General features: G+C 57.5%; 20 protein-coding genes and 1 pseudogene. 9 read left to right on the top strand and 12 right to left on the bottom strand.

Going from position 1 to position 23791, the window contains the following annotated elements:
• Positions 1–4: 4 nt before the first annotated feature.
• From AC07UC_RS31645 to AC07UC_RS31630, 4 genes are all read right to left on the bottom strand, one after another.
• Positions 5–1636, bottom strand: coding sequence for an ABC transporter substrate-binding protein (locus tag AC07UC_RS31645; RefSeq protein WP_494908605.1), 1632 nt, complete (start codon positions 1634–1636; stop codon positions 5–7).
• 26 nt (positions 1637–1662) lie between these two features.
• Complete coding sequence (locus AC07UC_RS31640; RefSeq protein WP_494908604.1) at positions 1663–2499, bottom strand: SDR family NAD(P)-dependent oxidoreductase; 837 nt, start codon at positions 2497–2499, stop codon at positions 1663–1665.
• A 254-nt stretch (positions 2500–2753) separates the two neighbouring features.
• A complete protein-coding gene (locus AC07UC_RS31635; RefSeq protein WP_494908603.1) occupies positions 2754–3662 on the bottom strand; it encodes a LysR family transcriptional regulator in 909 nt (302 codons plus the stop codon).
• 83 nt (positions 3663–3745) lie between these two features.
• Positions 3746–4819 (bottom strand): LacI family DNA-binding transcriptional regulator, encoded by a 1074-nt coding sequence (locus AC07UC_RS31630; protein ID WP_494908602.1) that lies wholly within the window; start codon positions 4817–4819, stop codon positions 3746–3748.
• 572 nt (positions 4820–5391) lie between these two features.
• Here AC07UC_RS31630 and AC07UC_RS31625 point away from each other — a divergent pair.
• From AC07UC_RS31625 to AC07UC_RS31590, 8 genes are all read left to right on the top strand, one after another.
• Positions 5392–6279: a phytanoyl-CoA dioxygenase family protein gene (locus AC07UC_RS31625; protein WP_494908601.1), complete on the top strand. Its 888-nt coding sequence runs from the start codon at positions 5392–5394 to the stop codon at positions 6277–6279.
• Between the two features lie 198 nt (positions 6280–6477).
• Positions 6478–8082 (top strand): ABC transporter substrate-binding protein, encoded by a 1605-nt coding sequence (locus AC07UC_RS31620; RefSeq protein ID WP_494908600.1) that lies wholly within the window; start codon positions 6478–6480, stop codon positions 8080–8082.
• A 119-nt stretch (positions 8083–8201) separates the two neighbouring features.
• Positions 8202–9173 (top strand): ABC transporter permease, encoded by a 972-nt coding sequence (locus AC07UC_RS31615; RefSeq protein ID WP_494908599.1) that lies wholly within the window; start codon positions 8202–8204, stop codon positions 9171–9173.
• Between the two features lie 56 nt (positions 9174–9229).
• The gene (locus AC07UC_RS31610; RefSeq protein ID WP_494908598.1) at positions 9230–10090 is read left to right on the top strand and encodes an ABC transporter permease; all 861 of its coding nucleotides are present in this window, start codon (positions 9230–9232) and stop codon (positions 10088–10090) included.
• A complete protein-coding gene (locus tag AC07UC_RS31605) occupies positions 10077–11732 on the top strand; it encodes an ABC transporter ATP-binding protein (protein ID WP_494908597.1) in 1656 nt (551 codons plus the stop codon). The genes AC07UC_RS31610 and AC07UC_RS31605 overlap by 14 nt, the downstream gene beginning before the upstream one ends.
• A 76-nt stretch (positions 11733–11808) precedes the next feature.
• Positions 11809–12261 (top strand): cupin domain-containing protein, encoded by a 453-nt coding sequence (locus AC07UC_RS31600; RefSeq protein ID WP_494908596.1) that lies wholly within the window; start codon positions 11809–11811, stop codon positions 12259–12261.
• Positions 12262–12425: 164 nt separating this feature from the next.
• The gene (locus AC07UC_RS31595; RefSeq protein WP_494908595.1) at positions 12426–12725 is read left to right on the top strand and encodes a cupin domain-containing protein; all 300 of its coding nucleotides are present in this window, start codon (positions 12426–12428) and stop codon (positions 12723–12725) included.
• Positions 12726–12906: 181 nt separating this feature from the next.
• Positions 12907–13638 carry an MBL fold metallo-hydrolase gene (locus AC07UC_RS31590; protein WP_494908594.1) on the top strand — a complete coding sequence of 244 codons (732 nt, stop codon included), beginning with the start codon at positions 12907–12909 and terminating at the stop codon, positions 13636–13638.
• 586 nt (positions 13639–14224) lie between these two features.
• On the opposite strand, the gene proC is transcribed toward AC07UC_RS31590, so the two are convergent.
• Genes proC through AC07UC_RS31575 form a run of 3 tightly spaced genes read right to left on the bottom strand, consistent with a single transcriptional unit; the run spans position 14225 to position 17080 of the window.
• Positions 14225–15079, bottom strand: a complete 855-nt coding sequence (gene proC, locus AC07UC_RS31585) for a pyrroline-5-carboxylate reductase (RefSeq protein ID WP_494908593.1) — start codon at positions 15077–15079, stop codon at positions 14225–14227.
• A gap of 17 nt (positions 15080–15096) precedes the next feature.
• A complete protein-coding gene (locus tag AC07UC_RS31580; protein ID WP_494908592.1) occupies positions 15097–16224 on the bottom strand; it encodes a LacI family DNA-binding transcriptional regulator in 1128 nt (375 codons plus the stop codon).
• 46 nt (positions 16225–16270) lie between these two features.
• Positions 16271–17080 carry a HalD/BesD family halogenase gene (locus AC07UC_RS31575; RefSeq protein ID WP_494908591.1) on the bottom strand — a complete coding sequence of 270 codons (810 nt, stop codon included), beginning with the start codon at positions 17078–17080 and terminating at the stop codon, positions 16271–16273.
• Between AC07UC_RS31575 and AC07UC_RS31570 the strand changes: the two are divergent.
• Positions 17076–17540, top strand: a pseudogene (locus AC07UC_RS31570) (integrase core domain-containing protein); the annotation flags it as partial. The gene AC07UC_RS31575 and the pseudogene AC07UC_RS31570 sit on opposite strands and share 5 nt — an antisense overlap.
• Before the next feature lie 457 nt (positions 17541–17997).
• Here AC07UC_RS31570 and AC07UC_RS31565 read toward each other — a convergent pair.
• From AC07UC_RS31565 to AC07UC_RS31545, 5 genes are all read right to left on the bottom strand, one after another.
• Positions 17998–18789 (bottom strand): ABC transporter permease, encoded by a 792-nt coding sequence (locus AC07UC_RS31565; RefSeq protein ID WP_494908590.1) that lies wholly within the window; start codon positions 18787–18789, stop codon positions 17998–18000.
• 12 nt (positions 18790–18801) lie between these two features.
• Positions 18802–19623: an ABC transporter permease gene (locus tag AC07UC_RS31560; RefSeq protein WP_494908589.1), complete on the bottom strand. Its 822-nt coding sequence runs from the start codon at positions 19621–19623 to the stop codon at positions 18802–18804.
• Positions 19624–19825: 202 nt separating this feature from the next.
• Entirely contained in the window at positions 19826–20941 is a 1116-nt protein-coding gene (locus tag AC07UC_RS31555) for an ABC transporter substrate-binding protein (RefSeq protein WP_494909017.1), read from the bottom strand.
• Positions 20942–21016: 75 nt separating this feature from the next.
• Entirely contained in the window at positions 21017–22090 is a 1074-nt protein-coding gene (locus tag AC07UC_RS31550) for an ABC transporter ATP-binding protein (RefSeq protein ID WP_494908588.1), read from the bottom strand.
• Between the two features lie 383 nt (positions 22091–22473).
• Entirely contained in the window at positions 22474–23676 is a 1203-nt protein-coding gene (locus AC07UC_RS31545) for a M24 family metallopeptidase (protein WP_494908587.1), read from the bottom strand.
• Positions 23677–23791 lie beyond the last annotated feature (115 nt).

The raw sequence follows: 23791 nt of genomic DNA, 5'->3' as shown, positions 1-23791 counted from the left end.
GTCTTTAACCAGGCCGGCGACGGAACCTTGGAAGATTAGGAGCGCTGTTGACCCAACTCACTTCTACGTCTTCGCGCGCGCCGACGAAAACCGAAGGCCAGGCCACCCATATGCTGTGTGCGGCCTCGTCCCAGAGCTTTTGCTCGTCGATATAAAGAGTGTTTCGCTTTTGCGGATTCATCTCCAGCGTAGCGGCGACGTCCAAGCGGTCATACTCGCTGTTGCACCAGTACATCCAGTTATATTGATCAAACCCGTCGCACCGCCACCATTGTGTCGCCCATGTCGGGTCAGGCGGGACGGCCGTGAAGGACCCTATGAACATATCGAGCTCGCGTGCCTTCGGCCCGAGGCTGACCAGATCGCTGCGCACATCGATTTGCACTGTAATGCCGACCTCCGCCAGATTGGCCTGGACAATCTCGGCGGCGAGCCGCAACTCGCTGTCGCGCGGAACCGCGATGGCAATTTCGAGGCCAGAGGCACCCGCTTCGTTGAGCAGCTCACGAGCCTTTTCCACGTTGCGTTCGTATTTGGGCGCGTCTTTCCAGTAGCCGATCGGCATTCCGGGCGCGATTGGCCCGGTTGCTTGCGTGTACCGGCCCTCGTAAACGCCGGCGAGAATCCCCGGCACGTCGACCGCATAGCGTATGGCATGGCGCACTTTCTCGTCCTGGAAAACCGGCCGAAGTAGGTTCAACCCGATCCATATCTGGTCGAGCGACACCGATGACGACACATGGAACCCGGCCAGCGATTCGAACTGTTTGATCTTGTTGACAGCCAGGCGCGTGGCGTCGACGTCGCCGGCTTCCAGGGCGATTGCTTGGGCATTGGCATCCCGAATCCAGACGATTTCAATCTCATCCCAATTCGCGGCCTGGCCGCCGTGCCAATCCGCAAAGCGCTTGAGCAAGATCCGCTGCTGTGGCACAAACTCGGCCCATTCGTAAGGACCGGTGCCAATAGGTTTTGTGGCGAAGGAGGCCCCCCGCTCCTCGATTGCCTTCTTCGACGGTATCCAGCCGACGAACCAGGGTATGGTCGTGCCCATCAGCGGCGCGTAAGGGGTTTTAAGAACGATCTCGCCCGAGTATTTGTCGACTACGTCCACCCGGTCGAGAGCCGCCCAATCGCTTTGAAAAGCCAGCTTCTCGCCAGATTTGCCTGCAATGCGCTCGAAACTGAACTTTACGTCTTCGGCGGTAAGTTCACCGTATCCACCGTGAAACAGCACGCCTTCCTTGAGGCGGAATTTATGCCGCAGCCCGTCCTTCGAAGATTCGAAGAGCGTCACGAGTTGGTTTGAGAGCACGTTCTGGACAATCCCCTGGTCGTTGGCCACAGCGGGCTCGAAACCGACAAGTCCTTCAAAAATACAGAAGCCGAGCACCACCGAGGTGCCCCCCAAGATAGAGCCGGGGTCGACGCTTGGGTCGCGTGGATCAGTAATGGCAAAGCGGAGACGTCGGCCTTCTTGCCCGACTGCTGTGGCGGGACTACCAAGCGCGACAAGTGCAGCGCCGGTGCTGGCGGAAAGACCCAGGGCGGCGAGACCGCGGAGAAACTCCCGGCGATCTATGCCTTGGGACTTGAAGGCGTCAAAAAGCGAAACTGCGTCCTTGTGCTGCGACATAGCTAAATTCCTCCCTAACCGGATTGTCAAACATTTACGGGCGGCGTGTTCTGCCAGCGCCGCATGCGGTTGACCTTCTCGGAGTCTTCAACCGTGCGGATGCCAGTCAGCAGTGCCATCTGACCCCCATCCGCAAGGATGGTTTCGCCAGCCAGGCATGACGAAGCCGGCGAGGCGAGGAAGTAGATAATCTCCGCGATCTCGGTCGGCTCGGCAGGGCGCTGGATGATGTTGCAGTCGATTGGCACTCCCTCGATGCCAACGAAGTCGGCGGTCGCCATGGGGCTGTTTACCCAACCGGGGGCGACGCCGTTCACGCGAATGCCGAATTCTGCCAGATCGCATGCCATGCCACGCGTCAGGGACAGGATTGCGCCCTTGGCCACGCAGTGGGGGGTAAAGCGCTGTTCCACTTGCCATGCGTTGATCGAGGAGATCGTCACGATGGCACCCCCGTCGCCCTGCCTCTTCATCTGCCGCGCGGCCGCTTGAGAGGAATAAATGACGCCGAACAGGTGGACTTCCAGTTCGTCATCCCAATCCTTACGAGTCAGATCGAGGAAATGGATAAAGGGGCCGAAGATACCTGCGCAGTTGACGAGAACGTCGACCCGGCCGAACAGTTCGACCGTGGTAGCGATCATACGGTCGGCCTGCTCGGGATCGGCAACATCGGCGACAACCGAAGCGATAGGACCAAGCGCCTCAAGTTCTTTTTGGGCATCGTTGAGACGCACTTCGTCCCGCCCACTGATGACGACCTTGAAACCGTTGCGCAGAAATACACGGGCAGCAGCCTTGCCGCTGCCGCTCGACCCTCCCGTGATGATGACGACCTTTGCGTCAGGGCTTCTATGAACCATCAAAATTCCTCTCGTTTTCTATGGGGTGGGGCATCAGACCAGCCGTGTGGGTGGACGATCGGTGCGCAGCGGGCTTTGTGCTCAAGTTCCGGATATTCGAGCAGGGAAGAAGCTCGAATATCCGCCGTTCACGTCGGAAAACTTCGAACAAAGCAGCCGCAGACATGAAACGACGACCGTGTTGCGCACGGAGTCGTTGCGATCAGCAGTTATCATCTATGGATTTTCGGGGAACGGCGCTGTGCCAGGTCCGCTCAGTTTCTTATTGAGTAAGCCTGCTCGAGAAGCCGCAAGAATACGCTAAGTGGCGAACGCTTCGCTTCGGCTCTTGTGGGGTGGTAAGCGGCACGGAAAATGGCTCTATAGCGCAGAAGATCTGGGCGTAAAGGCCGCAACCGTGCGGCATTCTCAAAAGTCTGGGCATAGTGTTGCGGCAAGTAGCCCAGAAAGCGGCCCGACAGGATCAGCCGAGCTTCAGCCTCCATATCGCTGACAACGGCGCGAGGGGTGACATGGGGAAATATTCTGAGGTCGCGTTCGCCCCAATACGACCGGCCAACGATAGGGTGGGCAGCGATCTCATCGACCTCGATCGTATCGTCCGCTCTGTCGAAAAGCGGGTGACCTTTCCCACAATAGAAAAGTTGCGTCTCTGAATAGAGCTTGCTGTAACCTAAACGGTCGGCGGTTCGCGGAAAGCTGGCGATCGCGACATGCAGATTTCCTGCAACGAGATCTTTCACGAGTTCGTTAGGCGGTCTTGTCGTTATATTCAGGATGACATTTGGTGCTTCCGCGCCAAATTTACCAAAGACCGTATGCAGGGGGCTGTTTTCGTCTGATATCGTGTTGTCGGTTAAACCGATCCGCAGGATGCCGGTCAGATCGTCGTTCAGGCTGCCGATCTTGTCGCTGAACTGGTTTAGCGTGGATAGCAGTCTTTGTGTCTCATCGTAGACCAGATGCCCGCCATCGGTCAGGCGAAATCCGGATCGCCCCCTTTGGCACAACTTGACGCCTAGTCGCGCTTCGAGTGAAGCGAGATAACCGGAAATGGTGGACAGCGATAGATTGAGTTGGGCTTGTGCAGATGCAAGGCCGCCCGCGTCGACGACAGTACTGAATATGCGCAGGAGCTTGATGTCGCTATCGGAGGTGATCATCGCTCAATCCGTGCCTTGTCGGCGAAACTGCAATGCTTCGAAGAGCGCGCCCACGCATGTCGCAGATTCTCTTCTTTCTGATGTCACGTGGATACCGCCGCGACTTCTGTCGGCATCCCCTCGGCGGAGAAACGGTGTATCGACACGCGCAGGGTCGATCTCCGAATATTCAGATCAAATGCGACCGGGGCCGGGCGCTGCAGCGGTGTTTCTTCTGACGTCATGCCGATCAGAATCGAAATGGCGCGCTCGCCGATCCTGTCGGGATGCATATCGAGCGTGGTGATCGTCGGATCGGATTGTAGAAGCCTCGGTGTGCTCATCGTCGTCAACAGGCCCAATTCGTTCGGGATGTTGAGACCCAATTGCCGAGCCGCCTGGACTACCCCAAGCGCGCCTTCCTCATTAGTTGTATATATCGCATCGGGTCTGTCCGAGCGAGCGAGCATTTCGTGGGCGATGTGCGCGGAAGCGGCGATGTCGAGCTTCTGCGAGCGCGCTACAACCGTCGGAATTCTCATCTCGTGCGCCCAAGCTTCGAACTCGGACACCGTATCGGTTATATAGGAAGTCCCGTAGTTCACTGTCAGCAGTGCAGGCTTCTTGTATCCGGAGTTGGACAGATGCTGTAGGCCGCATCTGACGACAGAACCGACGTCATAGTCGATATGCGTCACATTGGTCGCACCACCCCGATCAAAGTCATTGCTTGCGGGACGGCCTATGGTAACACCCGCGCCGCCGTTTTCGCATATGTGCCGAAGAAGGGTTTCATCGCCGAGAGGATCCAGGATGATGCCCTGGCGAATATCGAGTTTCTCCAAGATGTTGCGATCGGCGCGCGGGGGTACAACGGTGATGAGCCAGCCCTGCGACAACGCTGCCCGGGACGCACCGTTCAGGAGATCGTTGACGAAGGCCGAATCCGTTATCGGCGCGCCAGCGGCGGCGTGGCCGATCTGCAAGCCGATCAGGCCGGTCGCCCCCTTTCGGAGGCCCCTTGCGTGATGATTGGGAAAGTACCCAAGTTGCTGTGCGGCATCGAGTACACGCTGCCGTGTCTTCGCGCTGACCCGGCCCTTGTTGTTCAGCGAGAGGGAAACGGTCGCAACCGACATTCCCACAGCACGTGCCACATCCCTTATATCCGCCGACATGTCTCTCGCATCCTCATCCAGGGGTAGGCATATCTGGGTTGGCACAATGCGACCGCCACTGGATCGCTTCGCATCCCAATGGCGACCATGTCACAGTGTGGCTCGCCGCAAAACTGCCAAAGCGGGCGATCGCAGGCGACCGGAACGCCGCAGTCAAGCGCGATCGCATCGGTCCTTTCCATCATTGCTCCAATAGGGCCGATGCGGCCTTTGCCGCTCGAAGATATTTCGATCAGGTAGAACGGCAGGGTGCCAACAACCCAAACCACCAATCATCACAAATGTATCCTCTAGCGGAACACCATCGATGCCTCTGGGCAGGATATTAAAACGTTTTATCAAAAACACAAGCCCTGATCCATTCGGAAATTCCATTTCCTTCGACCAATCACAAAGGGAGAGTAGGTTATTTATGCGCTGAAAGCGCAGGAATGCTAAGAAATTACCATAACTCAAGGGTAATGGCTGCCACTTCTCGCACAAGGTGACGGCAGTTTTGGATTCCTTGGATGCCAAAATTTGATAAAACGTATTGACAACTTTTTATCGATGCTTCATTTTGCTCGAGATCGATGTCCCGGCGTGCATTTGCCGGCTGGATGCAAGGTGCGGAAAAAATGGACGGACTTTCAGACATACCGGAGGTGCGGGTTTCTGCGGAGCATGTCGCCGAATTCGACCACAAAGGATACATTGTCGTTGAAGACGCGCTGTCACAGGAAATGGTTGCCTCCATTCTAGATACGATAAATAATCTTGATGATAAATTCAGAAAATCTGGCAATAAGAGAGAGATATTTGGCCTTGATATCAGGCCTGTGGTTGGTGAGGATCAGGTATTCTTTGATCTGATGACCTGGCCGGCAACGTTTCCATTGGCCGCCCGTTTTCTGAATCACTATAATATCCAGTTGATGACGTCTCATCTGATTAAGGTGCCGCCTCAGCCCGACAAGCGAAATGTCGGCTGGCATCCGGACGGGGGTACGCCGGGCATCCAGGTGCAGGGGCGCCGGGCGTTTACCAGTCTGAAAATCGGTTATTTCCTGACCGACCTGCTGTCTTCAGGAATGGGTTCTCTGATGGTCGTGCCTGGCAGTCATCGACTCGCCGGCGTTCCGGTTTTTCCCGACGGCAGCAATGACCCCGTCGGTGCCGTAGAGCTCAAGATCAAGGCTGGTTCCGCGGTCATTTTCCAGGAAGGTCTGTGGCATGCGGGCGCCCCAAACCATTCAGACAAGACGCGCGTCGTTCTCTATTTTGGCTATGGCTACAGGTTTCTGCGTCCGATCGACTATATCCAGATGCCGGACGACTTGCTGGCGAGGTGCACCCCTATCGAGAAGCAACTTCTCGGGTGGAAGTCGACGCATCTGGGGTATCAAGCGCCGCAGGATGCTGATTGCCCTCTGAAAGAGTGGTTCGAGGCGCGATTCGGCCGCAACTGGATCAAAGACTAGGTCGGTTGATCTCCGGGCACGATGCAATCGCATATTTTGCTCGCACGTGAACAATCGCCGACTCTTGGCTCGCATTTTCAGGTGGTTTTTTACTGCTGCCTAGAAGGAGTTATACCGCGCAATTGACGGGTTTTTCGGACAAGACACCCGCAAGACTTATCGCCAAGTGTCACCACAGATAAAATAAGGGGAACCAGAATGACCCGTTGGGATGCTAAGCTTAATACTACATTGCAGACGGTCGTTGCAGGAAGCATCGACAGACGGCAATTCCTAGTGCGATCTGCCGCGCTCGGCATAGGCTCGACTGTGGCCATGGGCTTCTGGTCCAGGCAGGCACGAGCGTCCACGCCTCAGCGCGGCGGCACATACCGGGTTGGCATTCATGATGCCAACACAACCGACAGCATGGATCCGGCGACACCGTTCGGCATCTATATGACGCAGTTGAATTGCGCCTTCAGGAGCTATCTCGTCGAGATCAAGTCCGACAACATGATCGGCCCCGACCTCGCCAGTTCGTGGGAGGCTTCGCCGGATGCCAAGACATGGACGTTCGAAATCCGCTCTGGTGTCGAGTTCCACGACGGCAAGATCTTGACCGCCAAGGATGTCAGCGATTCCTTGAACTACCACCTCAAAGCCGGTTCCCATTCCGCGGCTTCTACCCAGTTGGCGGACGTTGAGAGCATTACTGCGGATGGTGGCAAGATTGTCTTCCGATGCAAGCGCGGTTTTGCTGACCTGCCATATTTTCTTACCGACAAGCAATTGGTGATCGGTCCCTCTGACGGCCAAGGGAATGTCGACTGGAGCGGTATGAACGGCACCGGCGCCTACAAGATTACCCGGCACGAACCCGGCGTCACCACCGAGCTTGTGAAGCACGCAAACTACTTCAAAACAGACAAGGGCTGGTTTGACGGCGTCCAGATGATTGCTATGAACGATGGCAACGCGCGGATAGGCGCGCTCCGGACCGGCTCAGTTGACGCAATCAGCGAGTTTGATCTGCGATTTTCTGCTCAACTCGCGGCGGCGCCGGACATTGAGATCGATGAAACGCCGAGTGGCGCGCATGTCTGCCTTGCCATGACCTGCAACGCCCCTCCCTTCGACAATGCCGATGTGCGCAGGGCTCTCAAATATGCGGTCAACAGACCGGAACTGATCGAGAAGATCCTGCTCGGGCACGGGACGATCGGAAACGACAATCCCATTGGTCCCATAACGCCGTTCCATGCGTCGCTGGAGCAGCACATATACGATCCTGACAGAGCGAAATCCCTGCTGAAGAAGGCCGGATATGACAGCCTAAAGCTCAGTCTGTCGGCTGCCGACATAGCCTACATCGGGGCTGTCGACACTGCGATCCTGTTCAAAGAAATGTGCCGTCCAGCAGGAATAGAAGTTGAAGTGGTTAGAGAGGCGGACGATGCCTATTGGTCCAACGTGTGGATGAACCGTCCGTTTTTTGTTTCGCAGTGGGGTGGGCGTCCGACGCCCGACGCCATGTTCTCGCTCGTTTATGCCGGCGACGCGAAATGGAACGAAACACGCTGGCGGAACACCCGGTTCGATGCGCTCCTCGAACAGGCCAAGGGCGAACTTGATGATGGTCGCAGGGCCGAGCTTTACAAGGAAATGCAGCAGATATGCTCCGACGACGGGGGCGCGGTCATCCCCTTCTTCCGCAACCGGCTGACCGCACGCCGCAAGAACCTGCGCCATGGAGGTTCTATTTCTGGCGCATGGGAACTCGACGGCGGCAGATCCTTTGAGCGCTGGTGGTTCGAGCAATAGGCTCAACCGTTGCGCTTTGCGGTCGTCAATAGACCCTGTGGGCCGAACCGGAGTATTTTCTTTTGCTTCGTTGCCGGCACAAACAATGCCGTAAACATGAAAGCGAGCGCGGTACTTCTATGAACCAAATTGCTTCCTTGTTACTTCGGCGTACAGCCATGGGATTGGTCACCATGATGGTGGTGTCCATGATCGCGTTCTCGGCGATGCAACTCCTGCCTGGGGATTTTGCCACCCAGATCCTCGGGCAGTCCGCCACACCGGAATCGGTGGCGGCATTTCGCCAGGAGGTGGGTCTGAACGACCCCGTCATTCTACGCTATCTGCACTGGATCGGCGGCGTCCTCCATGGTGATTTCGGCGCGTCCTTCGTCGGCAGAGCGAATGGCGGCCAGCGAGAGGTCATCGATCTTGTATTGCCCCGGTTGGAGAATTCACTCTTCCTGGCCGGATTGACGGCAATTGTCGCCGTTCCATTGTCTTTATTGCTGGGCATCACAACCGCGCTATACAAGAATACGGCTTATGATCGAACCACCAATGCCGCGACACTGGCGGCGATCGCGCTGCCCGAATTCTTCGTCGCCTACGGACTAATCCTCCTGCTGTCGATCATGTGGGGGATATTGCCGTCGCTTGCGAACGTTCGGCCGGGCATGGCCCTGGCCCAGCGGATCTATATCACATCCCTGCCGGTGCTGACGCTCACGCTTGTGATCACGGCGCACATGATGCGCATGACGAGGGCCACCATCATTGGTCTGCTGGGTAACTCCTATGTGGAGATGGCACGGTTGAAGGGGCTGTCCAAGGCACAGGTGATCATCAGGCACGTCCTGCCGAATGCGTGGGCTCCGATTGTCAACGTCATCGCGCTGAATCTTGCCTATCTCGTCGTCGGCGTCGTCGTTGTCGAGGTCGTGTTCGTCTATCCGGGTATGGGGCAATTGATGGTGGACTCGGTCAAGACGAGGGACATACCGGTGATGCAGGCATGCGCGCTGCTTTTTTCCATTACTTTCATTCTGCTAAATCTGCTCGCGGACGTCGTGTCGATCTGCACCAATCCCCGATTGCTTTATCCGCGATGAACGAAAGTCATCCTGCGCGAATGTGGCCCAAAGAATCTGTAAGGCAGAGCAACCAGATGATGATTTGGCGCAAAAAGGTCGGCTTCTTAACCACCACCCCGGTTCCCGTGTTGGTCAGTTTGCTCATTATCCTCACATATGGAGTGGTCGTGATATTCGCGCCGATGATCGCGCCATATGGCGAGGGTCAGGTCTTCGCGCAGCCCTATGCGCCGTGGAGTGCCGAATTCCTTCTGGGGACTGACAATCTTGGACGAGATGTCTTCAGTAGGCTGATTTTCGGCGCGCGCAATACCATAGGAGTGGCTGCCGCGGCTACCTTCCTGTCCTTTGCGATCGGAGTTGGTCTGGGTCTCATCGCCGCCCTCAACCGCTCCTGGGTCGACGATCTCCTGAGCCGCCTGGTGGATGTGGTGCTCGCGGTTCCAGGGTTGATCTTTGCCTTGATGTTGCTGGCAATGTTTGGATCGAGCGTCCTCAACCTTATCCTGATCATCGGGTTCCTGGATGCAACCCGCGTCTTCAGGCTCGCCCGGGCGCTCGCTCTCAACGTCGTGGTGATGGACTATGTCGAAGCGGCTCGCCTGCGCGGTGAAGGTCTGTGGTGGCTGATGCGGCGTGAAATCCTGCCGAACATCGTACCATCGCTTGCCGCCGAATTCGGCCTGCGGTTCAGCTTTGTCTTTCTTACGATCGCCTCATTATCGTTTCTCGGCGTTGGCTTGCAGCCGCCGACGGCGGACTGGGGTTCAATGGTTCGCGAAAGCGCGCCATTGATCTCCTTCGCAGATTTCGACCTGAAGGCTGCTCTGACCCCATTGCTGCCTGCCGCAGCCATAGCGGTGCTGACCATTGCCGTGAACTTCGTGGTGGATTGGTTCTTGCAAAAGATGAGCGGAGCGCATGATGAAAGCTGAGCCCGGATCAAAACAGCAGGACGCCGAACTTCTACTGGAAATGCGTGACGTCTGCATCGAAGGGCGTTCGAATGGCAAATGGGGTCCTCTTGTCGCCGATGTGAATTTGAGCCTCAGGCGCGGAGAAATCATCGGATTGGTTGGCGAGTCCGGTGCAGGCAAATCCACACTTGGCCTTGCCGCGATGGGTTTCGTGCGCCCCGGGTGCAGGTTGAGTTCCGGAACGATCAAGTTCCTTGGCCAAGATCTCGTCGCATTGGACGAGCGGGCGAAGACCAGGCTGAGGGGCTCGCGTGTGACATATGTCGCACAGAGCGCGATGGCTTCGTTCAATCCGGCGTTCCGGTTAATTGACCAGACCGTAGAGTCGACCGTTCTGCATGGTTTGAAGACGAAATACGATGCAAAGGCAGACGCTTGTGCTCTCTACGCGTCTCTTGGTCTTCCGTTGCCCGAAGTGTTTGGCGACCGGTTTCCGCATCAGGTGTCGGGCGGGCAGCTTCAGCGAGCCATGACGGCAATGGCTATGTCTCCCCGGCCAGATCTGATCGTATTCGACGAACCCACGACGGCATTGGACGTGACCACGCAAGTGGAGGTGCTGGCGGCTATCCGCGACCTTGTCAAAAGGTTCAACACGGCGGCGATCTACATAACCCACGATCTTGCGGTGGTGAGTCAGATGGCCGACGTCATCAAGGTCATGCGTCACGGCCGGGAGGTGGAAGAAGCACCGGCCGAGCGCATGATAGCCCACCCGCAGGACGAATACACAAAATCACTATGGGCTGTTCGGACACTGCATAAGCCCGAAATAACGTCCAACGACATCGTGCTCCATGTCAAGAATGTAGAGGCAGCCTATGGCAGCACCCTGAACGTGCTGCACGATATCGACATAACGGTCCCGAGAGGGTGTACCGTCGCACTGGTCGGGGAATCGGGCTCCGGCAAGTCGACGGTCGCGCGCGTCGTCACCGGCCTATTGCCCCCCAGAACAGGTCAGGTGGTGTTCAATGGACGACCATTGCCACCGTCGTTGAGGGACAGGACGAAGGATCAGCTGCGCCGCATTCAAATGATCTACCAGATGGCGGACACGGCAATGAATCCGCGGCATACAGTTGGCGATATCATCCGCCGCCCGCTCCAGTTCTATCTCGGCCTGTCGGGCGATGCTCTGATCAGACGAGTCCGCGAGCTCATGGACATGATTGAAATGGAAGAGCGGTTCCTTGATCATCACCCCAACGAGCTGTCAGGAGGGCAGAAGCAACGCGTATGCATCGCTCGTGCCCTTGCCGCCGATCCCGAAGTCATCATCTGCGATGAGGTCACGTCGGCGTTGGATCAGGTGGTGCAGGAGGCGATCTTGAAGCTGCTACTGAGGTTGCAGCGGGATCTGGGCGTGTCTTACGTATTCATCACGCATGACATTGCAACAGTCAAAGCCATCGCCGACCAGGTGGTGGTCATGCAGAACGGCCGGGTGGTCGAGCAGGACATGAAGTCGGAAGTCTTTTCTCCTCCGCATCCGGAATACACCGAGCGGCTTCTGTCGTCGGTACCGCAAATCGACACCCTGTGGCTAACGCGGCTTCTGGAGCGGCGCAATGTCATCGAGGGCAGCTACGCATCATGAATACATCTGGATGGATAGTATCCGGTGAACAGCCGCATGGACCGCTGTTCATCCGGGCAATTAGACGGAGCAGAAAATGAATGGCTTTTTTGGAGTGCGGGCGCCGAGCGAGGAATTCTGGGTTCCGCTCGAGACAGGGGTTTGGGTGTGGCCTCTGTCCATTAACCTGCTCACGGGAGAGCGCAGCGAAGTCATGCGCGTTCGCAAGAAAGGATGGCTAACGCGCTATGTCAGGATGGGCCCGACGCACGGCTATATGATCAAGGGGACGATGCAGTTCGTTGAAAGTAATTGGGTGGCAAAGACGGGAGACTATTTCTTTGAGCTGCCGGGAACGGAAACGAACGTCGTCATGGAAAGCGATGGAGATACGCAAGCACTTTATGTCATGGGCGGTCCGACGGCCTACAAGGATGAAAACGGGATTATTCTGGACGTGGAAGACAACAGAAGCTTATTGTCGAAGGCGGAGAAGCATTACATTCGTATAAACGAGAAAAATTACCTGGATAGAATAATAATTAAATAGATATATTGGGCCACGTATCTCCGTGTATATCTGTAGCCATCGAGGCTTTTGCGTGAGCGAAAGCCGCCGAATTCGTAGCCGTAGAGGTCACTATGTCAATTCCTGCCGTCATAAAACTTAGCCCCGAAGGTGCGTCGTGTGTTTCCCTTGAGGAGGTCTCGTTTGTGCCTGTCGACGCCGTGGTCGACGGAAAGCCAGAAGAACGTGCCGCGATTATCATAAATGATGGCAGCGTGATTATTGGTGTTTGGGAAAGCACTCCCTACGCAGAATATTTCAACGAACGCTCGGCGCATGAAATGTGCACGGTCCAAAGCGGTAGCTGCACCGTGACTGACACACAAGGGAATGCGCAGACATTTGTTGGTGGTGAGACATTTATTATTCAAAAGGGCTTCAAGGGGACATTTCGTGCGAACGAATTGTTCCGAATGTACTTCATGACCGCACCTGCCCAAGGTTGACGCTGCTTGGTCGAAGAGCCGGCAGTCTGTCTTTCTGGCAATGTCGAGGCCGGCGCCCTGAACGACGATCCTCAAGCCAAGGTCGCTGGAACTTTCATGTTCCAAGAGGTCCTGTCGTCAGGACCTCTTGAGAAGCCAGGCCGAATACTAGGAAATCTATAGTGAAACGAGGCGCTGACTGGTGAAGATCGCAACAGCTGAGAGCTGGTACGAGACGTCGTGCTTGAGCAACGGCGTCACCCATATCTCGGAGCCGCATATAAAACCCTTCTATCGCTGCAATATGTGGCATGTGCGGGGGCGCGACACCGATATGCTCGTAGACAGCGGCATGGGGGTAGTTGACTTGCGCGTGCATGTTCCAATCCTCACCGGGCGCCCGATCTGGGCGGTGTCGAGCCACACCCATTTTGACCATATCGGGGCTCACCATGAGTTCGAGGACCGCATCGTCCATCGGGCGGAAGCCCATATCCTGGCCGACCCAGACCGTCTTTCGACGCTGGCCACGCCCTATGTGACCGATGAGATCTTCACTGCGCTACCGCCATACCCTTACTCCTCCACCCGCTACGCCGTGAAGGCCGCGCCTGCTACGCGGATCGTCGAGGATGGTGACGTGATCGACTTGGGTGACCGCCACTTCGAGGTCATCCATACGCCGGGGCATTCGCCAGGCGGCATAGCCCTATGGGAGAAGGCCACCGGCGTGCTCTTTTCTGGCGACGTCGTTTACGATGGCGAGTTGATCGAGGACACGTACCATTCCGACGCCGCAGACTACTATCGGAGCATGACGCGCTTACTCGATTTGCCCGTTCGCATCGTTCATGGCGGGCATTTCGGGAGCTATGGCGGCAGCCGTCATAGGAAGATCATCAGGAAATGGCTCGAACGCGAACACACGAAATAGTCGGGAATGGGTCTACGTCCTTCGGAGTGCCTTTCTCGTCAGGGTGTCTGCACCGTGTCGTGCGGAGGGCAATTGTCGTAACCCCAATCCGACTCACACATATCAATGGTGGCCTGTCATCTGACTAGCGCCAGCAGATCACCAACGACAAAGATGAGCAGCACGAGCGCGAGCCATTAGGACGCCAGCGGCGACCGCAGTAGTGAAATTGACGCGAGCGATTGCAGGTTGCCGGTGTTCGTCGCAAGGGCCGGCAATACAATCGCCGCTTCCAGCATGTGCAGCCACTGTCTTGTGCAGCGGTCGCCTGTACGCCGGCGCCCGGCTGGGAGAAAGGTCAGGTCGAGAATCAAATCGGGCGCGTCTCACGCCAAGGCTGCGCTTCAAGACCTACTACGAACTCAACGCCCGGCTCCATGACAAGTTCGTCGCCTTGCCGCGACCTTTTTCTTACCCAGGACACGCGAGAAAAATCAGCCCGCTACAATGAGAGCCATGACGATCGGGATCGCGCGCTTATTGCCTGGCTCAATAAGGCCTGAGAGCACGGATGAAAGCCTTCTGCCTGGCGAAGCTGCAGCTCTCATCACACGGTGTTTTGTTGCGGCTGCGCCAGTTCGATCGAACGGGCTTTGGCGGCCATCACCGCATCGGTGACGACGCGGCGAAGCCCTTCGGAAGACATAAGGTGCGACAACGCCGCCGCCGTGGTTCCGTTGGGACTGGTTACCGCCTGGCGAAGAGCGGCGGGTGATTGATCACTTTTCTTGGCCAGCAGACTTGCCCCATACGTCGTTTGGAGCGCCAACTTGCTCGCCAGTTCATGCGGCAGCCCGGCGGCGATGCCCGCCTCCGTCAGGCATTCAATGAAGTAGAACAGATAGGCCGGCCCCGACCCGGAGAGCGCGGTAATCGCGTCCATCAACCCTTCATCCGTGACGAAATAGACCGCGCCGCTTGACGAGAGCAGTTGTCTCGCAATTGCCTCCTCACGGGGGCCCGCTTGCTGGCTCAGACAGCAAACCAGCGCGCCCACGCCTATGGAGGCGGGTGTGTTAGGCATGCAACGAACAATCGGGATTCCGCCGCCGAGCGCCACCTGCATGCTGGCTATGGTGACGCCCGCGGCAACGGAAAGGAAGAAAGCGCCCTTGCGTGCGAGATGCTGGTAGCCGGCGAGCAGTTCACCGACATATTGCGGCTTGACTGCCATGACGACAACGTGCGGATCGAAGCCCGGAGGGATGTCCGTTGCCACAGCCGAGGCGGTCGCGCCGTGGGCCGCGGCGCGTTCACGAAGCGACGCCTCGGGCTCTACGACGTGGACCCGAAGGAGGTTGCCTTCGGCAAGCCAGCCTTTGAGCAGGGCAAACCCCATATTTCCGCATCCCACCAGAAAAATGTCTACTGGTACCTGCCCTGGTTCAACGCTGTCGGCCATCGTGCTTGCTCCTGCAGCTAGCCATCAAATTCATCGATGTTGGCTGGACGCGTCGACGGCTTGGGGTTAGCTCGCCATCTTGTGCGCTCATCGAACGCCTCGATGGCCGGCGCCGGGCCCGTGCTGTCGCGGATGATCAACTCGATCGGTAGGGTCGCAGCGGGAACCAACGGCTTGCCCGCGATTGTATCGACCAATATCTCCACCGCTCGGGCTCCCATAGCGGCAGCAGGTGTCCTCACGGTCGTAACGGCCGGGCGGAAATAGGTCGATACATCAAGGTCATTGAAGCCGACAACGGAGAGATCTCGAGGGATATGCAGGCCTAACTCGATCGCTTGCTGCATGACCGCAACTGCGATGACGTCATTCACCGCGAAGACAGCGGTTGGCCGGCCCGACCGGCCAAGCTCGACAGCTGCACGAACGCGGATCGAATCAACCGCATACCGTTCCGCCTCCCATGTCTGGACAGTCAGGCCGAGCTGGGTCGCAGCAGCCTCGAATGCACTACGTCGACGGACCGGGCCCGGCCAGAGGGGCTGCACCATCATGACGGCGACATGTCGGTGGCCCAGGGCCGCCAGATGTTCCGCCGCCAGGGCGGCCCCGCTTTCATCGTCAGCTGAGACCGTACAGATATTCTGACGAGGCCGACTTTCCTGAAGCATGACAATCGGGATTCGTTCTGTCTGAGCCACTTTTTGCAAGCGGCGCAATTGTGCTTCGGGCATCAACTCGGTACTGCAGATCAGCCCGTCAGCGCGCCCCTCCCGAACAAGCCGCACGGCCTCGGCCTCTGCTGTTCCTTGTCGCGTCAGTACTGTGGTGATGTAGAAACCTAGCTCGCGAGCCTTGGTCGTCGCACCATATAGAAACATCGCATGAAGCGGTTCCCACCCCTCCTCGGCACCGTCGACACCATCCTCGAGCAGCATTGCAATGATGTTGGACTGTTTCAGGCGCAGAGCCCGGGCGGCAGCGCTAGGGCGGTAGCCAAGTTCCTGGATCGCGGCCTCCAAACGCTGCAGGTTTGCCCCACGGGGCTTGAAACGTCCCGTGAGATAGTTTGAGACCGTCTGGGCGGATACCCCAGCCAACGCTGCGACATCATTTAGAGTCGGGGGTTTCCGATTGTGAATCAACTGTCTGTCCTAGAGTTGCAGCAATCTGCCAAGCGCATACGTTCTATTACGCGAGACGCCCATAAAACAACTTCCGGGAATAGTCGCTGACTCTGAAATCGGGAACTTCTGCATAGGTCAGCACCGCTGTTATTCGCGGAGTAGTCCCTCCAACGGGGGTCACACGATGTAGGGAATGGTGTCCACGGAAGATCGACAGCGTGCCTGCACGGCACGGCGAGCGAACAACGCTTTTGTCGCCACCCAAGAGGACGTCGCCGACAGCTTCGAAGTTTTCGACTGCGTCGGTTCGAATATTCGGCGCGAATTCGAATACGCCGCCCTCTTCAGGAGCCTGGATCTGCAAGGTCACGGAAAACTCGGAACTGTCGAAGTGCCAGCCAAGCTCCTGACCGTCTCCGATATAGGCAAGGTTGCACGCCGCCAGCGGATCGGCGCTACGATAGAAGCTCGACTTTCCGAGGACGGCGCCGATGAAAGCGGTCAGGTTCGCCCACTCGTAAAAGGCTCTAACTGCCGCGTCGTCCGAGATCAGGTCGAAGGCGACGGCAGCTTGCGCGGTGCGCTGCAGATTCCGGCACGGGTGATCAGACGGCAGGCTGTCGGGCAACTTCTGGCCGATATAGGCTGTAAACTCGTCGTTTTGTTGATAGGCTAAAGGAGCCAATACTTTTGCCTCCGCAGCCATGGCATCGATAGCGTCAGCACGCAGAAACCCGTCCATTCGCACCGCACCACGCGTGGCAAGGCTCTCGCTGTACCGCGCGATGAGGGCCAAAGCACCCTCGCTCTCAAGGTCCGCAATCGGGTAACTATCAAGGTCGATCAGCGTGGAGGCGTCATACTTTCTCGGCATCGGCTGGGAGTTCGTCCACGTCTGCATCGACGATGCCTCGCGCGTCGCTTTCGTCCAAGTCATGCCAGACCAGCGCAAGGAGAGCGCTGTCACCTTCCTCGAAGCTGCCATCGCTTACTACGCCAGCCTCGGCATCAAAGTGCAGCGCGTGATGACCGACAACGGCTCCTGCTACCGGTCAAAAGCTTTCCGGGCAGCCTGCAAACGTCTGGGTCTGCGTCAGATCTTCACCAGGCCGTACACGCCCAAGACCAATGGAAAGGCTGAGCGGTTCATTCAGACGAGCCTGCGCGAATGGGCTTATGCCCGCGCCTACAACACTTCTAACGAACGCACCGCCGAACTGCCACGCTGGCTTCATCGCTACAATTGGCACAGGCCACATGGCAGCTTACAATCAAAACCACCTATCAGCCGCCTCGGTCTGACCAAGGACAACCTGTTGAGGCTCCACAGCTAGCTAGGAGTTGACGAAGCGACTAGAGTGTCAGGATGTATGGATGAACTGATGAAAGCGGTCGGGCTCTCAAGTCCACTGTTTACAGATAACTCCATAGCGAATGAGGCCAGGGGCGTTCAATCATCGCCCGTCGATCACCTCGCCGTAGGCAGCTGCGGTCGCGCTAAACGCGGGAACCATAACGGTTGCCCGTCAGACAATCTCGCAGGGTGGCGAGTGGCCTCAGGCGACCTCCTCGTTGTAAGCAGTGCTTTTGTGCAGCATGTCCAGCATCTCATCGTGGGTCATCAATCCCTAGTCTATGGCTAGGTCAATAAACGGCCGATGTTCCATTACCGACGCGTGCACAAGCTTCGAGACTTGGGTATAGGCAGTTGAATAGCGCGACTGTTGCGCGGTCACTGATTAATGGCAGCGGCTGGATAGGCCTTCTTTCGCCGCCTATCGCTCAAGTATCTCAAGTATAATGAAATTGCCGTTTTCCGAGGATAACGGCGAACACAATCACCAATAGCACAACCGAAATCGCGGCAATGGCCGGATCGACATTGTCGCGTAGGCCCATCCACATCATGCGTGGCAGCGTTACCACATTGACGGAGGTTATGAAGAGGGTGACGCCGATTTCGTCCCACGACAACACGAAGGCCAGGAAAAACGCCGTGAATACTCCGAAGCGTATATTCGGGAGGATGACCCTGAAGATGCGTTGCAAGACACCGGCACCGAAACCGCGCGCGGCGAGGTCAGTGCGGCGGTCAACCTGCGAAAGTGCCACGGTGATCAGCACGACAGCGAAGGGGGCTATCATCACGGAATGCGCGATGGCAACGCCGATCGGGGTATCGTAGCCAACGACTTCGTCCAGTTTCGAAAGCGAGATCAGGAAGAAATAGAGCGAAATCGCGGATACGACCGGAGGGGCAACGATCGGCATCAGGACCAGACCGACTAACAAGCTTGCGAACCGTGGTTGGAACATCCAGATGCCGAGGCTGAATGCCAGCGCCAGACAAGTGGCGATCAAGGCGCTTGTGAACGCGATGTGGAAGGATAGCAGTGCCGCCTCCATCCACGCCGGGTTGTCGATCAACTCGCGATAGTGCCGAAGCGACCAGTCGCCGTTCGGCATGGAGAGGAAGCGGGCCGGGGTGAAGGATACCGGCACCACGGCAACGAGCGGCAGCAGCAGAAAGACCGCAACGAGACCGGCGAGTATGATGGCGATGGTGCTTGGTCTGTGCATCATTCGTCGCTTGCCTTAGAGCATGTTTTGGGGGCGCGCATGGCGCGTGAGGAGTGCAAGTAAAATCCCGACAATGGCCATCATCAGTACGCTGATTGCGGCACCAAGGCCCCAATCCGGACTTTGGAAGATGCGGATATAGATCAGTTCCGCTGCCATGACAGACCTGCCGCCACCCAAGATCGCCGGCGTGATGAAAAAGCCGAGCGCAAAGACGAAGACCAAGATGGTGGCGCCTAGAACTCCGGCCCCCGTCATGGGCAGGAAGACTTGCCAGAACGTGCGGATGCGCGACGCTCCCATGCCGCGCGCAGCGAGCAGCACGCGCTCGTCGAGGCTGCGCATGGCGGAGGCGATCGGGAAGACCGCAAATGGAATGAGGAAGTGCACCATGCCCAGTATAACGCCGAACTCGTTGCGCACTAACGTCAGCGGTTCGCTCACGAAGCCGAGTTGCATCAGCCACGTATTGACCAACCCCCGGTTCGACAGTAGCGCCACCCAGCCAAAAGCGCGTGTCAGCACGGAGATCCAGAATGGGATAAGGATACAGAGTTCAGCGATCAGCCGCAGCGCGTGCGTGCCGCGTACCCAGATCAACGCGATCGTGTAGGCGGCCGCGACGGCAAAAGCGGTTACGAAAAGGCATATGCGGAAGGTGCGGACGAAAACGGAGATGATCAGCGGGTCGGTGACGGCTCTTGCGTAGTTGTCGAAGACGGGCGTGGGGAGCGTGAAGCTCCATCTCACCACGCCGAGGAATGGTACGATGTAGGTGAGTATAAGAAGCAGCAGCAGGGGGGCTATCAGGAGCGTGGATTTCGTGAAGTAGCTCATAGCGCGTCACTTCCAGGCTTCAAATTTTCCGACGCTCATCATGCGCGCTCATGTACGTGGCTTTGCCCGCCACCGCCTGTCACTCGCGGCAAAAGTGGCCGGCGGCCTCAAATGAAACCGCGTCCTGTTCTTGGGCGACTGGCCCCGAGGATCAAGTGTCCGGTGAAGGGCTCGGGATTGGTCCCGAGCCCTTGCAGGATCGTCAGGCTGCGATGATCTTGGTATAGGCGTCGAGTGCCGGGCCGTAATTGGTCTCGTACCAAGTCACATCGATTGGGATCTGCTTGGACATATTGGCCGGATCGACAGGATTGTATCGCCGTCTCTCCTCCGGAATTAGCGCATCGGCCGCCGGGTTGGTCGGACCCATCCCCAGCAGGTCGAACAACACGATTTGCTTCTCCGGATCCTGCGCGGATGCGATGAACTTCATCGCGTTGTCCTTGCCGCCCGGATTGCCCTTCAAGACAGCCATCGAACCGGGTTCCAGCAAGCCTTGATCCCAGGTGAACTTAATTGTGCCACCGGAATCCTTTTCAATCACGCTTGCGCGGCTCGACCAGATGAGAGCCATCGAGGCTTCACCATTGAGCAGGATCGAAGCAGCTTCGCCGCCACCGCCCCAATAGGACACAACATGGTCTTTGAAGGCGGCCAGCTTTTTATGGGCGCGGTCGAGGTCAAGCGGATAGAGCTTGTCAGGGGCCACGCCATCGGCGAGGAGCGCCGCTTCCCACATGCCGGCGCCCCATTTATAAAGGGAGCGCTTGCCCGGAAACTTGTCGACGTCGAAGAAATCCGCCATGCCGGTCGGCACCTTGTCTCCGAATTTCGAGGAATCGTAGGCGATGACATAGGAGTAGAAGTAGCTGGATGCGGCATATTTCCAGCCATAGCCGGGTCGCATCTTGTTCTTGTCGACAATCGAGTAGTCGATTTCCTCCATCATGCCTTTCTTGCCCAGCGCTTCGGCCGAGAACGGGTCGGCGTCGACGACGTCCCAGCCTGGTTTGCCCGATCCAAACTGAGCCTGTATCGCGCCCTCGGTACCGCACGTGCTGTCCTGCTTGACCAAAACCCCCGTGTTACTTTTAAAAGCGTCTCCAAACGCTTTGGTGAAGGCCATGCTGGCATCGCCACCGCAGTTCACGAAGACGAGTTCGTTGGCGGCTGCCGTTGCGCCCTTGGCCTTCAGCGCTGCAGGCGCCCCAAGCAGAAGCAAGGCCGCGATCTGGGTGAATCGGCGACGTGAGATCTCCCCCCTTGCCACTTTTTGGTCCAGGATATCGATGCAGTCTTTTTCAAAATTGCCAGTCATGATGTTCACCTCCGTTGTTATGGTTGCATGTTCGATTTCGATCGCGATCATGTCCGTCGCGCCACGGATTTGTCGTCAGAGGAAGTATCCCTGATCTACTTCCCAGCCGACCCACGCGTGGGTGCCGGCGACGAGACTGGAGGCTGCTGCAGGCGTGGGCGTCTCGAGCGTCAGCGCCGAACCGTCGTCGATCTTTGCCGTGAACCGCGTCATCGATCCCAGATAGGTTACGGACTGGATCGTCACTGGCAGCACATTGCCGGATACCGGCTTTTCCAGAGTCAGCAACATATGTTCCGGCCGTATGGCAAAGTTGGAGGACGGCGCACCGGCACTTGCAGTTGCACGTATGGTATGGTCGCAGCATCTGGCCTCGGCGTTGTTGCCGTTGGCGGATGCGCCGACCAGGGGCAGGATGTTGATGTGGCCAAGAAATTCGGCCACGAAACGATTTGCTGGCCGCTCGTAGATGTCGCGTGGGGTTGCGACCTGTTGCAGCTTGCCATGGTTGAAGATCGCCACGCGTGTTGAAAGTGTCAGCGCCTCGGACTGGTCATGGGTCACGAAGACGAATGTCTTGCCGGTTTCCTGATGCAGGTGGCGGACGGCCTCCTGCATTGAGCCGCGCAGATTCTTATCGAGCGCCGAAAACGGTTCGTCGAGCAACAGCACTGAGGGCTCGAAGACGAGCGCGCGGGCGAGCGCCACGCGCTGCTGCTGGCCACCGGAAAGGTCTGCCGGACGCTTCCTTTCATGGCCGCGCAATCCCACCTTGTCGATCATGTCGTTAACGCGGGACCGGATTTCCACGGTTGACTTGCCCTGGACCTGAAGCGGGAAAGTAATGTTTTTCTCCACCGACATATGCGGGAAGAGCGCGTAACCTTGGAAGACCATTCCGAAGCCGCGCTTTTCCGCTGGAAGGCGGGTAATATCGTCGCCATCCTTGAAAAGGCGGCCGGAGGTGGCTTGTAGGAAACCCGCGAGAATCATCAGGAACGTTGTCTTGCCCGAACCTGAAGGCCCCAACAGGGTCATGAACTCGCCGCGCTTGATGTTCAGCGAGATATCGCTGAGCGCATGAAAGTCACCATAGGTCTTGCCGATGCCCTGAGCGGTGATTTCTGATGCGGTTTTCGAGCTTGCCATGCAGCCTCCTTTCAGAAGGCTATTCGGCATGTCTGGAGATCACAATTGAAATCGATCTACGCTGATTTCAATCAGAATTTGACATCGACGCTTGCCTAAAGAGAAGGGAACGAGGTTGTTCTGAGTTGTCAGCATGAGGCGAAGCTATGCGCTTTTTCAACACTTTACGCACCGGCCTTGGACTCTTCTACCGTAGTGGAAAGGAACCTCGACGCGACGTTTTGCGGGCGATCCGGTCACGCTCAAACACCGGCTGCTGAGCTGTAGTGCCTAATGCCATTCCACGAAGTAACAGACGCAAACGGCAGACAGAAATCACTCGCCCTCAAAGAGGCGTCGCGACCCAATCGATGCGCTAGCTTCATACCGGCGCGTTCTGAAGGCTATACAAGACTGAGCGGCGTGAGGGACAAGTTCTCGTAGCCATTCTCCGTCACAAGTATGGGTTCTCCAACGAACAACTCCACCGGCACATCTCCCCTTTTTATGGTCCAATGCCCCATGAGGAAAAATGTCATGTTCTTTTCCAGGACATGCGTGTCTGTTTCCTTGATGCGGAGTGTGTCCACCCATGTTGGGGGATAGCCAATTCCCGTGCCATAGCCGTGATGGCCACCCGGACGGGAGATGTTAAGCTCTTCGAGCGCGCGACTTATCTCGCGAGCCACCACCGCAGCAGATACGCCCGGACGAATCGACGGTTTGGCCATGGCATGTGCATGGAGAATTCCGTCGAAGCTCTCCTGGACCTCCCTCGGCGGCTCGCCCATCCAACGCGTTTGCACGCCAATCGCGTGATAGCGGTGACGCGAACTGGCGGGCTCGATCGTCACCGGTTCGTTCGGCAGGATGCGGCGGTCGACAGCCGAGCCATGGGTCTTCGACATGGTGCGTGGGCCGCTCGCGAAGGGCGGCACGATGGCGGGGAAGTGCCCTCCGGCACGAAACATTCCCATCAATGCCGACCCTAGAACCTCCGTTTCCAGAACGCCGGGCCGCAAGGCCTCGAATGCTGCGGCGTAGGCGGCATCCATCACCTTTCCGGCCTCACGCATGTAAACGATTTCCGCATCCGATTTCCGCAGGCGGTGTTCAGTCACGAGGTCCGACGCCTCAACCAGCGTACAGTCGCCCGGCAATGTCTGGTAGAGCTGTTTGTAGTAGTGCGGCAACAGAGCATGCGTGCCCAGTTCGATGCCTATGCGCGCGCCGGGCTTCAGCAATTGAAGGTCGCCTAGCAACGCGACCGTTTCCCCTATGGGGCCGAGAGCCGAGTCGTCCTGCCAGTGCCGGACGTCTTTGACATAGGGCAGGCCGGCAATCATGTCGTGGTCAAAGCCGCGGCAGAGGACGACAATATCCGGACTGTCAGCGGTCACTATCGCAGTCGCATAAATGTAGTAGCCAATCTGGTCGTAGCCAAATAGGTAAAACATGCTTTCCTGATGATAGAGAAGCAGAGCGTCAAGCTTTTCGGCGGCCATTGTCTTGCGGACCGCATCGATGCGCTGCTTATATTCTCCGTTCGTAAACGGCAGCGGCATGCCCATGACTGACGACGTTTCCGTGGGGGCAAATTCTGACATTGGCTTCCTTAGGCAGTGCGCATTCCGCTTTGTGTTTCAAAGGTCAAACAGATGAGTGCCACGCGCGGCTGGGCGCGTGCCGCTGGTCTGGGTTGATCCTGTGGACACGTCGGAG

The sequence above is a fragment of the Mesorhizobium sp. GW821-FHT04C10 genome (assembly GCF_059420305.1).
Note: the sequence above shows the minus strand (reverse complement) of the source record. Positions and strands in the feature narration are given on the sequence as shown.

Bases quoted from the DNA above. Each gene is read 5' to 3' on its own strand.
- AC07UC_RS31635 (WP_494908603.1), bottom strand. From the start codon at position 3,662: ATGATCACCTCCGATAGCGACATCAAGCTCCTGCGCATATTCAGTACT.
- AC07UC_RS31605 (WP_494908597.1), top strand. From the start codon at position 10,077: ATGATGAAAGCTGAGCCCGGATCAAAACAGCAGGACGCCGAACTTCTA.
- proC (WP_494908593.1), bottom strand. From the start codon at position 15,079: ATGGCCGACAGCGTTGAACCAGGGCAGGTACCAGTAGACATTTTTCTG.
- AC07UC_RS31645 (WP_494908605.1), bottom strand. From the start codon at position 1,636: ATGTCGCAGCACAAGGACGCAGTTTCGCTTTTTGACGCCTTCAAGTCC.
- AC07UC_RS31565 (WP_494908590.1), bottom strand. From the start codon at position 18,789: ATGATGCACAGACCAAGCACCATCGCCATCATACTCGCCGGTCTCGTT.
- AC07UC_RS31620 (WP_494908600.1), top strand. From the start codon at position 6,478: ATGACCCGTTGGGATGCTAAGCTTAATACTACATTGCAGACGGTCGTT.
- AC07UC_RS31600 (WP_494908596.1), top strand. From the start codon at position 11,809: ATGAATGGCTTTTTTGGAGTGCGGGCGCCGAGCGAGGAATTCTGGGTT.
- AC07UC_RS31560 (WP_494908589.1), bottom strand. From the start codon at position 19,623: ATGAGCTACTTCACGAAATCCACGCTCCTGATAGCCCCCCTGCTGCTG.
- AC07UC_RS31625 (WP_494908601.1), top strand. From the start codon at position 5,392: ATGTCCCGGCGTGCATTTGCCGGCTGGATGCAAGGTGCGGAAAAAATG.
- AC07UC_RS31550 (WP_494908588.1), bottom strand. From the start codon at position 22,090: ATGGCAAGCTCGAAAACCGCATCAGAAATCACCGCTCAGGGCATCGGC.
- AC07UC_RS31630 (WP_494908602.1), bottom strand. From the start codon at position 4,819: ATGTCGGCGGATATAAGGGATGTGGCACGTGCTGTGGGAATGTCGGTT.
- AC07UC_RS31640 (WP_494908604.1), bottom strand. From the start codon at position 2,499: ATGGTTCATAGAAGCCCTGACGCAAAGGTCGTCATCATCACGGGAGGG.
- AC07UC_RS31615 (WP_494908599.1), top strand. From the start codon at position 8,202: ATGAACCAAATTGCTTCCTTGTTACTTCGGCGTACAGCCATGGGATTG.
- AC07UC_RS31610 (WP_494908598.1), top strand. From the start codon at position 9,230: ATGATGATTTGGCGCAAAAAGGTCGGCTTCTTAACCACCACCCCGGTT.
- AC07UC_RS31545 (WP_494908587.1), bottom strand. From the start codon at position 23,676: ATGTCAGAATTTGCCCCCACGGAAACGTCGTCAGTCATGGGCATGCCG.
- AC07UC_RS31575 (WP_494908591.1), bottom strand. From the start codon at position 17,080: ATGCCGAGAAAGTATGACGCCTCCACGCTGATCGACCTTGATAGTTAC.
- AC07UC_RS31555 (WP_494909017.1), bottom strand. From the start codon at position 20,941: ATGACTGGCAATTTTGAAAAAGACTGCATCGATATCCTGGACCAAAAA.